This is a genomic window from Zobellia galactanivorans, assembly GCF_000973105.1.
GTDB lineage: Bacteria > Bacteroidota > Bacteroidia > Flavobacteriales > Flavobacteriaceae > Zobellia > Zobellia galactanivorans.
In genome coordinates this window covers 2,599,433-2,615,765 of sequence record NC_015844.1, presented here as the reverse complement: position 1 = coordinate 2,615,765, position 16,333 = coordinate 2,599,433, and the positions used below count along the sequence as shown (strand labels likewise).

Here is a 16,333-nt window from a genome sequence, read left to right as displayed (position 1 = left end):
TTAAAAAAAACCTTATTCAATTTTTTAAAAGATCGATGATCAAGGCCGCACTCCATGAGAAGTTATCGCCTCCATAGCCTTTTCTTGTTTCATCACCGGTGTCTTTTCTACAATCGAAATATTCAAAAAAGCCATCGCGCTCCACAAGCTCGATCGAATCATTTTTTACTCGCTCGGCAATATCAGTATACCCGTACTCCTTTAAGCCACGGTACAACATCCAGTTCATATTGATCCAAACGGGGCCCCTCCAATATTTTCTAGGATTGAAACGGTCATTTGTCGGATCAAAAGAGGCGCAAAGGTATTTATCGTCACCTCCGAAACGCTCCATCATGGTATTGACCAAAACCTCGGCCCTTTCTTTACTAGGTATAGCCGCGAACAAAGGCGAAAACGAAGAAGAAGACACATGGCGTATGGGCGTATTGTTTCGCAGGTCATAATGAACATATGCCCCCAATTCAGCATCCCATAGTTTCTGGTTGAAAGCGGCAATGCTTCTTTCTTGGTTCTTTTTCAGGTATGTAATTTTATCGTCATTCCCCCCGATTATTTCATAAAGCTCGATCAGTGCCTGGTTCGACTTGATGAGCATGGCGTTGAATAACGGGTCTTGCACCAAGAAAGGGGATAATTCGGCTATTTTGGCATCATCGTAATTGTTTTGCTTGGCTATATCAATGATGTACAGGTAGTGATCATACTCTCTTTTTGAAGGCCTTTCCGAGGCATCGACATGAGTGGTATCCTTTCGCTCAAAAGTATATTCCGGTGGATTCATTGTATCCCAAATATCATCCCATACCGGAGAGTTATCGGTGCCCGACTCCCAATTGTGGTAGATGTATACCAGACCTTCGTTTTGCGGGTCACGGTTTTCGTAAAAATACACATGGTTGTCATACACCTTATCGATCTGCCCTTTGATAAAATCGAGCATATCTTCCTTATCCTCTACAATGCGCAACATATCCTGTAATACAAAGCCGGTAACCGGAGGCTGGGTCATTCCTGTAGACTTGTATTTTTTTGATGAAAGCGGATGTAAGTCCGATCTGTGGAAATCATGGCCTGGAAAATAAGAATCGTCATCCGTATGAAAAACAATGTGCGGTATAAAGCCGTTGTCCCATTGTGCGTTCAGCAAGGTCTCTATTTCTTTTTTTGCGTGATCCGTATTGTAATGGGCCAAGCCTATGGCAATAAAACCGCTATCCCATTTCCATTGAAACGGATAAAGTCCTTTACTCGGTATAGTAAACCCTCCTTCTTGAAAATTGGCGTCTAAAACGTCAATTGCCCTATGGATTAAATTTTCTTTCATAACATGCATAAAATAAAGACACATTGGCAGCAAATCCACCACCAATGTGTCTTTGGATTCAACAAACTAAACTCAAACTAAATTTCAAATACCTTTTAGAAATTGAAGGTAGCCGTCAAGAAGAACCTTCTCGGAAGAATAGGGCGACCGACAAAGAACTCAGATTCGCTCTGGCCTGCGGCACCTGCCCTTGGGTTTCCTTCGGTAATACCATCACTGTCAAAAAGGTTGAAGATGGAGAAACCCAAACGGACCGTTTGGTTTTCTTCTGGCTTACCAAAAGTGTAGCCAGCGCCCAATCTACCGATCGGAATAGCATCTAATTCTATATCATTGACATCGGAAGCGTATTTGCTACCCGTATAGTTCACACCAAAGTTGGCGTCGAATTTATTGTTGTCGTAATACGCTCCCAAAGACCCTAAAAAGTTGGGTTGTCTTGCCAATTTGTTTCCTACGTTGGCTTCGGTAGACGTACCGTTCACCAAATCAAAATCTGTATTTTTCGTGATTTCGTGAGCTTGATAAGTTACTGTACCGCGAAGGTTGAAATTACTGGCCACTTCGTAATCGCCCGTAGCCTCTACACCTATAGTTCTAGTATCTTGCTCAGAACGCGTCTCATCTATCAACTGGCCACCAACAATGGCTTGTTGAATTTTTATCCTATCCTTCAAGGCTACATAGTAAGCGGCAACCGATCCAGAGAATTTGGGCGTACCAAATTTAGCACCTGCCTCGAACTGAATAATGTTTTCCGGATCATATGCATTTTCTGAAATACCCGCCACTGGGGCAAACCCCCTTATTTGTGGAAAAAAATAGCCTTTAGAGAAGTTTGCATACAGGTTTGTTGCATCGGTCAATTCGTAAAGACCGGCGAAAGAAACGGCCCATCCCGAAGCTTGTATCGATGACCGAATAAAGCTACCATCTGCCGTTTGAACATCACTTAATGCAGTGGTCAATTCAGGATTGTCATAAACGGTTGCGCTCATAATGCCCCCTTTACTGTTTTCACCATCGGTATGCTCATATCTAAAACCAACATCAAAACGCCATCGGTCAAAAATCATCTCATCGGTCAGATAAAAGGCCAACCTGTTTTGAGACAGGTAGTTGTTTGCGGTTTGACCGATACGATCGTACAATCCGCCTTCGGAATAAATAACATTGTTACCCCCTGCATCTGCATAGCTCAAGTTCACCAACCTTGGAGCGTTATTGAATTCGGAAAGCACACGGTATTGGTAATTAACGTCTTCCGCTTCGGTACGGGCGATAAAAGTACCTAAGGTTACGTTGTGACTTCCACCATTCATAGTCTCTATCGTTTTGGTCAAAGAAGCCTCTCCCGAGTAATCGGTCATAGGCCTTAAACGGTCAACATGCAGGTTGTCGACAACCAAGTCGGAACCGTTTATTTGTTGGTTGGGATTTCCACTTTGGTAATTCGCCGTATATCCTTGATTTCCTGGAGCGATGCTCTCTACGTAATTATCTAGGGTAATAGGGTTTCCGTTGTTTCCGTCACCTCCCACATAGAGGGCAAAATTGTGCTTGTAGTTGGCATATTTTACTTTGGATTTAAATCTTAGGTCATCGTCCAATCTATAGTCAAAATCGGCCAAAAGATAGCCGCCAGTGGTAGAAACACCATCGGCAATGGGACTATTGTAAGTTCCACCTGGGGTAAGAAAGGAAGTATTGGCCAATTCCCCTGTCAACAATTGCTCTACGGGCTCACCGTCATTTCCGTTTATACGCTCCCTACTTCCCCCTTTTAAAGGTATCGGAAGGTAGAACTGGGCCTTATCATTTATGAATTGGCCATGCACGGTAAACGTACCTTTGTCAAATTTCTTCTTGATATTAGCCCTGAACTGCACCCCTTTTGTTGGTAGACCTGTATCTATGGGGCCACGGTCATGTCTTACAAAACCAGTAAAAGCATAGTAGGTATTAGAATCTTCTCCACCCAATTGGCCACCACTATAAAAATCGGTTTTTAACCGGCCCATATTGGCTACTTCTAGGTTTACGATGTTACCCGGGTTGGTATCCCCTGTTTTACTCGTATAGTTAATGATACCGGCCACAGAACCCGCACCATATAAAATTGCAGAACCACCACGTACAAATTCCACTCCTTTAAAACCAATATCGGGTCTTGCGTACACATCATGAGCGGAAGAGTTTAAACCAAAAGTGCTCATTAAAGGCATACCGTCGTATTGTAACGGGTTGAACACATACTGCCCACCTGAAGGAAGCCCCCTAACGAATACGTTTGTTGCGGTTTCACCACCACCACCTTCAGCGGTAATACCAGGAACACTACGAAGAATATCCGCTTGGCTGTTGGCCGATAGTTTGGTAATCTCTTTCATTTTTACCGAACTGATCGATAAAGGCGCCTGCTTCTGCGACCTAAACGTACTGGAAGCGGTCAAGACCACCTCGTCTAATTGTTGCCCTCCCTCCTGAAGTACAACATCTATGGTCAAAGCGGTATTGTTGAGCTCTACCGGCTTATCTATAGTGGTAAAACCTAGATAGGAAATACGAAGCATATGGTTTCCTTCAAGGTCGGTTGAAAAGGTATAGTTGCCATCAAAGTCAGATGTCGTACCCGAGGTACTCCCAACTATTATAATGTTCGCTCCTGGGATAGGTTCCCCAGCACTATCCGTAATGGCACCGGAAATTTCTGTCTGGGCAAAAGCGCCAGTTCCCAAAAATAAACCGATTACCGCAAAAACTAATTTTTTCATAATCGTAGTTTTTTAAGTTGTTTTAACTTGAGTTGTTATTAATTTATCAATACAGAGTCAAAACTATCTGAATATCACACTATTTCGACGAAAAAATTACAAATATGACATGCAAACGTTTGCGGTAACGTTTGCAATTCTTAATTTTATCACAATCACAAGCGTACCGAACTGAAAATCAATATCCATTTACTTTATGAGCAAAAGACATAACACCACTTTAAAGGAATTGGCCTTAGCCCTGAACCTGTCGATCTCAACAGTTTCCAGAGCCTTAAACGATCACCCCGACATCAATGAAAAAACCAAGGAAAACGTAAAGAAACTGGCCCGGCAAATGAACTATTCGCCCAATCTCTTCGCCAGAAGTTTCCGCTCCCAAAAAACGAATATCATCGGGGTGATCGTCCCCAACATTTCGCATTACTTTACCTCTACGATATTAAAGGGGATTTTAGAGGAAGCCGAAATACAGGGCTACCGTGTCATTATTTCAGAATCGAACAATAGTGAAACCAAACAAACCGAAATGCTCAATACCATGACCCAATTCGGTGTAGACGGCATTCTGATGTCGCTTGCCCGAAAAACTACCAAAGTAGACGATGTGCTTCGCACTTTGAACCGGGCACCTATTGTTCTGTTCGACAAAGTGTCTCAAAAAATCCCATGCACCCAGGTGGTCATCAACGAGGAGGAAGCCGCCTTCAATGCCGTGGAACACCTCATCGAATTGGGCAAAGAGCGTATTGCCATCATTAAGGAAACCGAAAATTCATATAACTCCGAAAAACGCTACGCCGGCTACCTCCGTGCTTTGGAACATCATGGGATCCGCATTCGCGAAAAGATCATCTTAAGTACCGAGGACATCTCTCTTATTCACGGTAGACGACTGACGAACATTCTCTTGAGCATGAAAAAACGGCCCGATGCCATCTTTGCCATTACCGATGATGCGGCCATAGGCGCCATAAAGGCCCTAAACAAGTTCAAAATAAAAATACCCGAGGAAATAGCCGTGGTAGGCTTTAGCAACTCGGCCAGTTCAAAAATCATTCAACCCGAACTCACAACCGTCGATCAGCCAGGGGATAAAATTGGCCGTACGGCGGTAAAATACCTTATCGATGAAATTGATAGCCCTTCCAACAACATCATCACCAAAACCGTTGAAATAAAAACCACCCTCGTCGTCAGGGACTCTTCCTTAAGGGCCTAACCCCCTACTGACATACCCTTGTCACCTCCCCTTCCTTTCTTTGTGGAACATTAGTTCCTATGAATCTGCAAACAATACAGAATGAAATTCCGAAACTGCCCAGGCCATCACCTGAAACTTTATCTTTGGAATTTATACCGTAAACTTATGGGATTGGATACCATTAACCGATTTGACCGCATTGTAGCCATACTGATCCAACTGCAATCGAAACGTATTGTAAAGGCCCAAGAATTGGCAGAGCGTTTCAATGTCAGTTTACGAACCATCTATAGGGACATCCGTTCCTTGGAAGCTTCAGGGGTTCCCATTTCAAGTGAGGCCGGTGTAGGGTATTCCATCATGGAAGGATATCGCCTACCTCCTGTCATGTTCACATGTGAAGAGGCCAGTAGCTTCGTCGCTGCCGAAAAATTAATGCAAAAGTTTACCGACCCCTCCTTAGGCTTGCACCATCGGTCGGCCATGTACAAGGTAAAATCGGTTTTAAGGGGAAAGGAAAAAGATTGGATCAGCACCTTGGAGTCGCAAGTATTGATAGACCCGTCACAAAAACCTTTTGACGAAAACATTCCCAACGCCCTAGAAGTCCTATTCGAAAGTATAGCCGAAAAAAGAAAGGTCTTTTTAAAATACCACTCGCTCAATGCCGAACACCCTTCGGAACGGTTTATTGAACCGGTAGGACTTTTTCACGAAAACAATTTTTGGTATGTGCTCGGCTATTGTCATTTTAGGTGCGATTACCGGCAGTTCAGAACCGACAGGATGCTCAAGATCCAAAGGACCGACCAAGCCTTTACCCTAGAACACGGCTCGCTCGACGAGCACCTGAACAAAAATCCGGAAAAGGAAAAAACCAAAATCGTGATTTCCATTGACAAGGATATCGCCCGTTACATTTCCGTTCGAAGCAGACAATATGGTTTCGTTTCCCAAGAAAGCAAGGCCGACAAAGTCGTAATGACCTTTATGACTTCCGATGTGCTGCACGGTTTCCCCCGCTGGTATCTGATGTTTGCCGATTATGCCGAAATTCTCGAGCCCGAAAGCCTAAAGACACGGGTCATGGAAATTCTCAAGGAAGCCCAAAACCGACTTTCCCGTTAAAAATAGGCTTAGCATCCATAACGTCCAAACGCCCTGTAGCCCCCTCCTTTCAAATACTCCATCAAGGGCAAGCACTCCCCTATCGATAAAAACATCAGAGCTTGGCAACCCACAAGATGTCAAAAAATTGTTATGTAAATAGAAATGACCTACAAGTTTTCATGTGAAAACCTTATTTTAGCGGCTCTCTAAAAAAAGAAAAACATGACCTTATTATTAATGGCCGCTGGTAGCGGTAGTCGATACGGAAAACTAAAACAATTTGACGATTTAGGCCCTAACGGGGAATTCTTAATGGAGTTCGGCATTTACGATGCCCTTAAAAACGGTTTTGACCATATAGTACTCATTACTAAGAAGGAAAATGTTTCTTTGGCAGAAGACCACTTAAGACCAAGAATCCCCGCCAACATCAAGCTAGATGTCTTGGCCCAGGAAATCACCGATTTACCGGAAGGATGTTCTTTTTCGGGAGAGCGTAAAAAACCTTGGGGTACCGCCCATGCCGTTTGGACCGCCAGAAACGTAATCAACGGACCTTTTGCCGTTTTGAACGCCGATGATTTCTACGGACAATCGGCCTATGCCAATGCCGCCAATTTTGCACGCGAACATAACAACGACAATACCTTTGCCCTTGTGGGATATACCTTAAAGGACACCTTGTCGGAACACGGTTCCGTTTCAAGAGGGGTTTGCCAAGTAAACGGAGACGATTTGGTCTCTGTTGACGAACGCCTAAAACTTGAGCCCAAGGATGGCAAAGTATTAGACCTTGATTCTGGCAACGAATACACGGGAGACGAGCAAGTAAGCATGAACTTCTGGGTATGTCAGCCATCAATTTTCGAAAAAATAGAAAGCGAGTTCAGAAATTTCCTTGCCGATGAAAACCTGGCCACAACAAGCGAGCTTTATATTCCAAAGACCGTTCAAGAAATGTTGCAGGCTGGCGAAATAAAGGTAAAAGTTGTACCATCCGGTGGTGATTGGTTTGGTGTGACCTATGCCAGCGACCGTGAAAAGGCCGTTGCAAACCTCCAAGAGAAAACCGATGCCGGCAAGTATCCTTCCCCGCTTTGGCCAAAACAATAATGGACAGCTATTCCCATGAAAAGCTTAACAGCCTATTAGGGCATTTTGCGGTGCCTGAAAAGAAATATTTGATCAAACCGTTGACTGACGGTTTGATCAATGATACTTTTTTGGTTTTTGACGCTTCCACCCCCCTATACATATTACAACGGGTAAACCATCTTGTCTTTACGGATGTAGAAGGGTTGATGAACAACATCCATCATGCCTTTCGTTATTTGCACGATACCGATTACACTAAGATTACCTTGGTCAAATCGAAAAAGGGCAGTAGCTTCTACCTCACCGAAACCGGAGATTATTGGCGGGTGATGACTTATATTGACGGAAGTACGGCCTATAACACTACCGAAAACCCGAATATAGCCTATGAAGCGGGAAGGATAATCGGAAAGTTCAATTCGCTGCTGCAACAAGCCCGTCTTGACGACTATACCGACACCATACCTCGATTTCATGATATCAGGTTGCGCAAAGCGCAATTTGAATCCGCCATCGCAAGTGCCAACTCCGAAAAGCTGAAGACCGCCGAAAAGGCCATCGGTTTTACGCATGAGGTCTTAGAAAGCCTAATGGCCCTTGACCTTAGCCAACTCCCCCTCAGGGTTTGCCATAACGACACCAAGCTCAACAATATCCTTTTCTCAAAAGAGACCGAAAAGGCCCTTTGCTTGATCGACTTGGATACCCTTATGAAAGGCTATTTTCTTTTTGATTTTGGTGATGCCATACGCACTATAGCCAATACGGCGGCGGAAGACGAGCAAGACCACGATAAAATTGTTTTTGACGAAACCCTCTTCGAAGCTTTTGTTGACGGCTTGGGCGAGAACGGTGCTTTCTTGACCCAAAAAGAAATCGAACTGCTTCCTTGGGGAGCCGTACTCATGCCTTTTTTACATGGCATACGGGCTTTGACCGATTTCCTCAACAACAACGTCTACTATAAAGTGGCTTATGAAAACCAGAATCTAGACCGCGGCCTTAGCCTTTATAACTTTACCCAAAAGGCCCTGGATCGTATCGATTATATGGAAAAGGTTCTGGATGAAAAATTAAAAAAATAGGTAACCCTATTCTACAGAATTCTTTTTTCGGGAAGTAACCACTGCCAAAAATAAAGCTCATTTAACTTCGTTACTAAGCTTGAACTATTGTATTTTTAGTATCTTGAAATTTAGTTTCTAAATCAACCACCTGGTTTCTGGCGGTATGTCCAAAAACATTTACTCCACATTCATCTGCCTATTTTTCTTTCTATGTGCCCTAGCACAAGAGAGCCAACCTAGATATTCCCAGAACTACACTATTTCAAACGGACTGGCGCACAATGGGGTCACCTCTATTTTAGAAGACTCTCGAGGCTTCATTTGGGTCGGCACCTATGAAGGCCTGAACCTTTTTGACGGTTACGAATTCAAGACTTTTAAAAACACGGTGGGTCATGATCTTTTCGTAAGCAACCGCATTCGTTCGCTACAGGAAGACAGCAAAGGCAATATTTGGATCGGTACGGACGAAGGTATATCCGTATACGATTACACCACACAAAAGTTCACCAATATCTATTCGAACCAGCTTGTCAAGAAAGCCGTTAAAGGCCCGATTGTCAGAGATATCGTCGTCAACGAAAATTTAGGGATCATTCTATGCGCTACCGAAAAATACGGCGTATTGATCTTTAACGACGACTATTCCTTCAAGGACGAATATTCCCCTACGGCTTTTTACCGAAACGGAGCGGCCGAATTTTATGGCTCCGCCCCCATAGATGACAGCACCTATCTATACGCTACTTCGGTCGGACTACTTTCTTTCGACCTGAAAACCCATCAATTCTCAAGGGTTTTACCAGAAGAAATCCGCTATTGCCAATCGCTTTTACGCATTGACCCTTCTACCTTTTTGGTCACCCTTAAATCGGGCGTTCTTATGTTTTCCTACGGAGCAAATGGCAAGGGTTACGACTATTCCTTGCTACAAGATGAAATTTTACCGGAACACAACTTTAACAGCTCGGCCTTCGACCTGGAAAACCACCTATGGTTGGGCACCCTGAACAGTGGGGCCATACGTATAGACGATATCAACGCGTTGCGACACGGTTCCCAGAACCAGTACGCCCCCTTTAGCTTCGAAAACAAACAACTTCGAATGAGTTGTTTCGAGAGTACCAAAGAGCATGGTTTTTGGGTGGGATCCTTTGACAAAGGGCTTTACAGGTTTGACCTAAAGAAAAATCCTTTTAAGGAATTTAAAGGAAATAGCCCCTACGAATTTGGAGTAAGTGACAGGCACCTGATCAATATCTCACCTTTAGACGACCATAGGGTGTATTTGACAAAAAATCGCGGGGGACTCGCCCTATTTAATACGGAACGGCAGAAATTCGACCCCCTGCCTTTTTCTTTTGACCCAAAATACGCTTCACGGATATCATCGGTATATGTCGATACCAAAAATCGGACTTGGTTGAAAGTCGCCCAAGAGGGCTACTTCCTTTTAAAACCGAGAGAGACCGAACCCCAACGCATAGATACAAGCACCTATCCCGAATTTTCACAAATAGACCCCTATAAAATAACGGAAGACCAAAACGGAAACCTATGGCTAGGTTGCAAACAGGGCGTTTTTAAAATAACGGTCGGCAAAGAGGGGAAAGTACTTCGGATCGAAGCCTTAAATGACAACCCGTATTTTGAAAACTCCAAAATAACCTTGGCCCGCTACGTTTATGCCGACCCCCTATACCAATTCATATGGGTGGGAACGGCGGAAGACGGTCTATTTAGGGTAGACACAAAAGACGCTCCCCGCTTATCAAAGGCCAAAATCACCCATTTTAGGGCTACTAAAAAGAAGGGCGGGCTTCCGAACAATTTTGTTTCGGCCATAACGCGCAGCCCTGAAGGCAACTTATGGATAGGCACCGAAGGGTCGGGTATCTGCAAGGTGGAAAACAGCGAAAGCACCCCTCGCTTCGTTCCTTTTTCAGAAAAGGACGGACTGTCGAACAATGTAGTCAAAAGCATTAATATAGACGAATTAGGCAACCTATGGGTCGCCACGAATATCGGACTGAACAAATTCTATCCAAAAGAAAAAAAATTCAGGAAATTCGGAAAGCAAGACGGCCTACCCTTTGAAGATTTCTGGTACGCTTCGGCCCGTCTTAAGAACGGTTCCCTCATTTTGGCGGGTCTTGAAGGTTTCTCTTTTTTCAGCCCGAAATCTATAACCGATTCAGAAGCGCTCCCTATATTGCGATTTGGTGATTTCAAGATTTTTAACCAAACCATACGTCCGAACGACACGGTGGGCGGTAGGGTCTTACTGAACGAACGCTTACAGAACGGGCAGACCCTTAATCTAAAATACAATGAGAACGTATTTAGCGTCGAGGCCTTATCCCTACATTTTGCCTCACCGAAAAACCACTTTTTAAAATACCGTTTACTACCCGTAGACCAAAATTGGTTCGAGACCACTTCCGATCAACGTTTGATAAACTATAACGGTCTTCAACCTGGGGAATACAGCCTAGAAGTGGCCGCATCGAACTCTATTGGTGAATGGACCCGGCCCAAGACCTTGCACCTTGTCATCTCCCCTCCGTTTTGGAAAACGCCTTGGGCCTATGTACTATATGCCTTGTTAACGCTTCTTATCTTGGGAACCGTGCTGTTTTATATCATAAAGGTACAATCGTTACGCTACAACATTCAACTGGAGCAAATTGAAAAAGACAAGGTAAAGGAAGTCAATGCCGCCAAATTACGCTTCTTTGCCAACATATCGCATGAGCTAAAGACGCCCCTCAACCTCATCGCAAGCCCCATAAAGCAACTGTCAGAACGCTATAGGGACAATCCTGATTCCCAAGAAAAACTCCATATCGTCGCACGTCAGTCCAAAAAAATAAGCCAACTCATCGACCAGATCCACGATTTTGAACGGGTCGATGCCAATTTGATGGAAATGGACTACTCGAGGTTTTACTTTGATGAGTTTTTAGACCACCTTGTGCCCGACTTTCACTTCTTGGCCTACAACAGCGATAAAAAGTTGGAGATCATTGCCAAGAACAAAAATATTGTGGTATCGGCCGATCGCGACAAGCTAGAGAAAGTCTTTAACAACCTGTTGAGCAATGCGTTCAAATACACCGGTGAAAACGACGTCATTACCATTACCTATGAAAGTGACGACAAAGACCTGATCGTTTCGGTAACGGATACGGGAAGGGGCATCGACGACGACGACCTACCCCATATTTTCGAAAGGTTCTACCAGTCAAGAAAAAGGGAAAACGTCCATTCCACAGGCTCGGGAATAGGCCTCGCCTTCTCCAAAAAGATGGTCGAAATGCACTATGGCTATTTAGAAGCTACAAGTGAAATAGGAGTAGGTACGACAATCAGTGTGCGCTTGCCCGTGGTCAAGAAAGAATCGGCAGATGACCAGGCCACAAAAGAAAAGGCCATCATAACCGCCGAGAACCAGGTTTCCAAGGCGGAAACCACTATTGAAAAGACCGAAATTTCAAAAATCAAGGCCAGCGGCGATTATTCCGGTAGTCTTATCTTTTATGTAGAAGATGATTTAGACATGCGCCTCTATGTCAGTAAGGTACTGTCTAAGTTCTTTAAGGTAAAAACCTTTACTAACGGCCGGGAATGTCTGGATGCCATGGAGGACCAATGGCCCGACTTGGTCATTAGCGATATTCAAATGCCCATAATGAACGGCCTAGAGCTTTGTAAGCGCATAAAGGCCGATATAAAAACAAGCCATATTCCGGTCATCTTACTGACGGCCTTGGCCGATATAGAAAACCAGATCCAAGGTATAAAAGACGGTGCCGATGCCTATATCAAAAAACCCTTTGACGCCCGTCAATTAGTCGCCCGCACCGAGGCCTTGCTCGAAAACAGAAAACGCCTACGGGAGCGTTTTGAAATCGGCATAGCCCTGACCAAGGACAACAACGTCAACAATAGAAACGATAATGCCTTTCTGGAAAAGTTATACCATCTTATGGCCGAAAATCTAGACAATCAAAACCTAGATATGGACCAATTTGCGCGTCAACTCTACCTAAACCGCACCCATTTCTACCAAAAAGTAAAGGCCTTAACGGACAAAACCCCCTTTGAACTGCTAAAAATGTACCGTTTAAAGAAGGCCGCGGAACTATTGGTACACCAACCCGAACTATCGGTAAACGAGGTCTATACCATGACCGGTTTTAAAAGCCGAACCCACTTCAGTAAACTCTTTAAAGAAATTTACGGTGTTTCACCGGGCAAGTACAAGGGCTCAAAATAATCACACCTTTATTAAATCTGAAATATCCTTGGTATACAGATAGGTTTTTATGCCCTTTTAAAAAAATCGGCCCCTTCGTCCTGATTTTCCCAACAAAAAAGGCACAAAGCCCTTTTGTATTTCTATTTGTGCAAAACCGTCAAACTACCACGCTTAGCCCCTTTCCCCCTAACAATTACACGTTCCATACACCAGTAACAAACTGTTACGGGCGAGGCGTATTGATCTATAAATACATAAAATTTACCTAGAGATACACCTTTCCTTCCCTAAAAAATACCTTTGATTCTGCGAATGTCGAAAAACTACAGGACACTTTTCCATTCGAAACTCACACAACAAGTATTTAAATAACTTAACTCAAACCATGAAAAAAGACAAACCTAAATTTTTCAGGCGGTGGCTCTTTCCACTATGCATTCTCAACATGCTCATCTGCGGTGCCGCATATGCACAAACCACAGTGAACGGAACGGTAATTAGCACGGAAGACGGCATGCCCCTTCCCGGTGCAAACGTACTCGTAAAGGGCACTACAGTAGGTATCGTCACCGATTTTGACGGCAACTATTCCATCGAAGTACCCGAAGGCTCCAATGTCCTGATCTTTAGCTATATCGGTTATAGCACACAAGAAGTAGCTATCGATGGAAAAACAACCATAGACATTTCCCTAGATACCGACTCCGCCAAGTTAGACGAGGTAGTAGTCATCGGTTACGGAACCTCTACCAAACGAAAAATGGTAGGAGCCGTTACGACCTTGGCACCCGAAAAATTGGAACAGACCCCTTTTAACAACGTGGGCGAAGCGCTTCAAGGGCAAGTTTCAGGTCTGATCGTCGAAAACAGTGGTGGTGCTCCAGGTAGTTCGCCGGCTATTTCCATTCGTGGGGGTGGCGCCCCTTTATACGTCATTGACGGGGTCATTACGGAGCAGCAAGATTTCAACACCATCAATTCCAACGATATTGAAAGCATTAGCTTCCTTAAAGATGCTGCAGCTACGGCCGTATACGGTTCAAGGGCAGGAAACGGTATTGTCTTGGTCACCACCAAGCGGGGTAAAGACGGCAAGATCAATGTCAACTACTCGTACAACTACCAAATGAGCCAGCCTACCATTCTTCCTGAAATGATGAATTCTTATGAATTTGCCCAAGTCCAGAATGCGGCCAGTGCGTATGAAGGCATACCGGTTCCATACTCCCCAGACCAATTGGAGACCATCAGGACGCATGCCGACCTCGACACCTATCCCGATAATAACTGGCCAGACCTGACCTTAAAGGAATTTGCACCCGAACAACGCCACAACCTTTCGCTGTCGGGCGGTGATAAAAAGACCAACTATTTCGTTTCCCTCGGATATATCGACGAAGGCAGCCTACTAAAGGCAGACGTAGTCAATTATAACCGGTTCAACGTTAGAAGTAACGTTACTACCAAATTCGAAAAAATAGGTCTTGACGTGGGTATAAACCTCAACTCAAGTATTGAAAACTATCAAGAACCATCGTCAGGAATGTACGGCATATGGCGTGCCGTAAACCAAAACACCGACCCGCTTTACAGGGGGTATAACCTTGACGGCACCTTGGCTGGAGGTGGTAACGGCGACAACCCGCTCGCCCTCACCGACAAAGACGCCGGCTACAACAAAACAAGGGATAAGTTTATCAATGCCCAATTAGACCTAAAATGGCAAGTTCCGAACGTAGAAGGCCTAAAACTAGGTATGATGGCCAATTACCGCGATGGTGACGGTTGGGGAAAATTATGGGAATACAATGTGCCCCTCTATATGCAAGACGGCTCACTCATGGCGCAAACGCCCCCCGCACTAAGCTTAAGTTCATACTACAGCAACCGATTGTATTTTGAATCTAGCGCTTCGTACTCCAGAACTTTCGGCATGCACGGTCTTGATGCTACCTTTGTTTATAACCAGACCACCAGCAACTATGCCAATTTAGCGGCCTCGAGAAGAAACTACCTATCAGGTGCGGTCGATCAACTTTTTGCCGGCCCGGCCGTAGGAAAAGACAATGATGGCAGCGAACGTGAAGCCGCCAATGCGGGGTATGTCTTCCGTTTGAAATACGACTTTGATTACAAATACATTATTGAGCTTAGTGGCCGATACGATGGTAACGACAACTTTGCCCCTAAAAAAAGATGGGGCTTCTTTCCGGCCATGTCATTCGCCTGGAATATTGCCGAGGAGAATTTTATGCAAAAATTAAAGGAAGACAACATCGTCAACTCCTTAAAACTACGAAGCTCTTATGGTAAAACCGGAGTTTCCGAAGGAGTGAACCGATTCGGTTATATTCCGGTCTACAACCTTGAATCGGGCATTTATACTATTGGAAACTCCTTGGTCAACGGCTATTCGGAAGGCAACTTGGTCAACCCCGACGAGCTCACTTGGTACAATAGGGAATCGTTCAACTACGGATTGGACTTCTCTACCTTTGGCGATAAGTTCAGCGGTACCTTGGAATATTTCTACTACCTCACCTCCGGATTTTTGGTGAGTCCGCAAAATGTATATTCCCAACCATTAGGCAAACCTTTGCCGCAAATCCGTTCCGGATCTAAACAGCGAAGGGCAGGATACGAAGTTTCGCTTCGCTACAAGAGCCATATCAACGAATTCAAATTCGGATTGGGCGGAAACGTCTCTTATTTTAATCAATTATGGGAGCAATTAGACACCGAAGACGAGGCTACCCTCAAAAACCCATACACTAGGGAAACCCATAGGACCGATTACTGGCAAGGTGGAAAAATCTATATCACCGACGGATTGTACCAAAATGACGAAGACATCTTGAATACACCCCGTCTACTAAGTTCTACCGAAACACAAGGCGGCGATATCCGCTATGTCGACTCTAACGGCGATGGAAAAATAGATGAGCAAGACAAACGCTTGGCAGGCCTTCCTTCCCAACCCCACCTGACCTATGGCATCGATTTTAATATGAGCTACAAAGGATGGTTCATGAACGGCCTCTTTCAAGGTGCCGGAAACCGATATATTGGTTTTGACCGTTTTATTGCGGCGGAAGCCAAACGCCTGACCTATGTGTATCAATTGGATTATTGGACCCCAACAAATCCCGATGCCACATACCCAAGACCGGTTACCTCCGTAGATGTAAATGGAGGAAACAATAACATCATAAGCAACCCTTCGGATTACTTCTTAAAGAACGCCAAATATTTCAGATTGAAGAACATTCAACTGGGCTACGACCTAAAGAAATCGATTTTGGCCGACAACAACTGGATTTCTTCGTGCAAAATATTTGCAAGTGGTACCAACTTGTTCACCATTTCCCCTGTGAAAGACTTTTTTGACCCGGAACAAGTACAGGCCGACAACAATGGGATCAACAGCTACGGCTACCCTGTTCAACGCACCTATTCATTTGGTATAAACCTTGGATTTTAATTCAAAAAAAAGTT

At 44.4% G+C, this 16,333-nt stretch carries 8 protein-coding genes; 6 read left to right on the top strand and 2 right to left on the bottom strand.

Annotated elements, in window-relative coordinates:
• Positions 1-16: 16 nt before the first annotated feature.
• Together ZOBGAL_RS10515 and ZOBGAL_RS10510 are read right to left on the bottom strand one after the other, a co-directional pair.
• Positions 17-1,327 carry an amylo-alpha-1,6-glucosidase gene (locus tag ZOBGAL_RS10515; protein ID WP_013993582.1) on the bottom strand — a complete coding sequence of 437 codons (1,311 nt, stop codon included), beginning with the start codon at positions 1,325-1,327 and terminating at the stop codon, positions 17-19.
• Between the two features lie 95 nt (positions 1,328-1,422).
• Positions 1,423-4,101 (bottom strand): TonB-dependent receptor, encoded by a 2,679-nt coding sequence (locus ZOBGAL_RS10510; protein WP_013993581.1) that lies wholly within the window; start codon positions 4,099-4,101, stop codon positions 1,423-1,425.
• A gap of 196 nt (positions 4,102-4,297) precedes the next feature.
• On the opposite strand from ZOBGAL_RS10510, the gene ZOBGAL_RS10505 reads away from it, so the two are divergent.
• The 6 genes from ZOBGAL_RS10505 to ZOBGAL_RS10480 all read left to right on the top strand — a co-directional run bounded on the left by ZOBGAL_RS10505 (position 4,298) and on the right by ZOBGAL_RS10480 (position 16,319).
• Positions 4,298-5,323 carry a LacI family DNA-binding transcriptional regulator gene (locus tag ZOBGAL_RS10505; protein ID WP_013993580.1) on the top strand — a complete coding sequence of 342 codons (1,026 nt, stop codon included), beginning with the start codon at positions 4,298-4,300 and terminating at the stop codon, positions 5,321-5,323.
• Positions 5,324-5,470: 147 nt separating this feature from the next.
• Positions 5,471-6,433 carry a helix-turn-helix transcriptional regulator gene (locus ZOBGAL_RS10500; RefSeq protein ID WP_046287448.1) on the top strand — a complete coding sequence of 321 codons (963 nt, stop codon included), beginning with the start codon at positions 5,471-5,473 and terminating at the stop codon, positions 6,431-6,433.
• 204 nt (positions 6,434-6,637) lie between these two features.
• Complete coding sequence (locus ZOBGAL_RS10495) at positions 6,638-7,528, top strand: nucleotidyltransferase family protein (protein WP_013993578.1); 891 nt, start codon at positions 6,638-6,640, stop codon at positions 7,526-7,528.
• Positions 7,513-8,595 (top strand): phosphotransferase enzyme family protein, encoded by a 1,083-nt coding sequence (locus ZOBGAL_RS10490; RefSeq protein WP_231854808.1) that lies wholly within the window; start codon positions 7,513-7,515, stop codon positions 8,593-8,595. Before ZOBGAL_RS10495 ends, ZOBGAL_RS10490 begins: the two co-directional genes overlap by 16 nt.
• Before the next feature lie 145 nt (positions 8,596-8,740).
• Entirely contained in the window at positions 8,741-12,856 is a 4,116-nt protein-coding gene (locus ZOBGAL_RS10485; RefSeq protein WP_013993576.1) for a hybrid sensor histidine kinase/response regulator transcription factor, read from the top strand.
• Between the two features lie 367 nt (positions 12,857-13,223).
• Positions 13,224-16,319 (top strand): SusC/RagA family TonB-linked outer membrane protein, encoded by a 3,096-nt coding sequence (locus ZOBGAL_RS10480; RefSeq protein ID WP_013993575.1) that lies wholly within the window; start codon positions 13,224-13,226, stop codon positions 16,317-16,319.
• Positions 16,320-16,333: the final 14 nt, after the last annotated feature.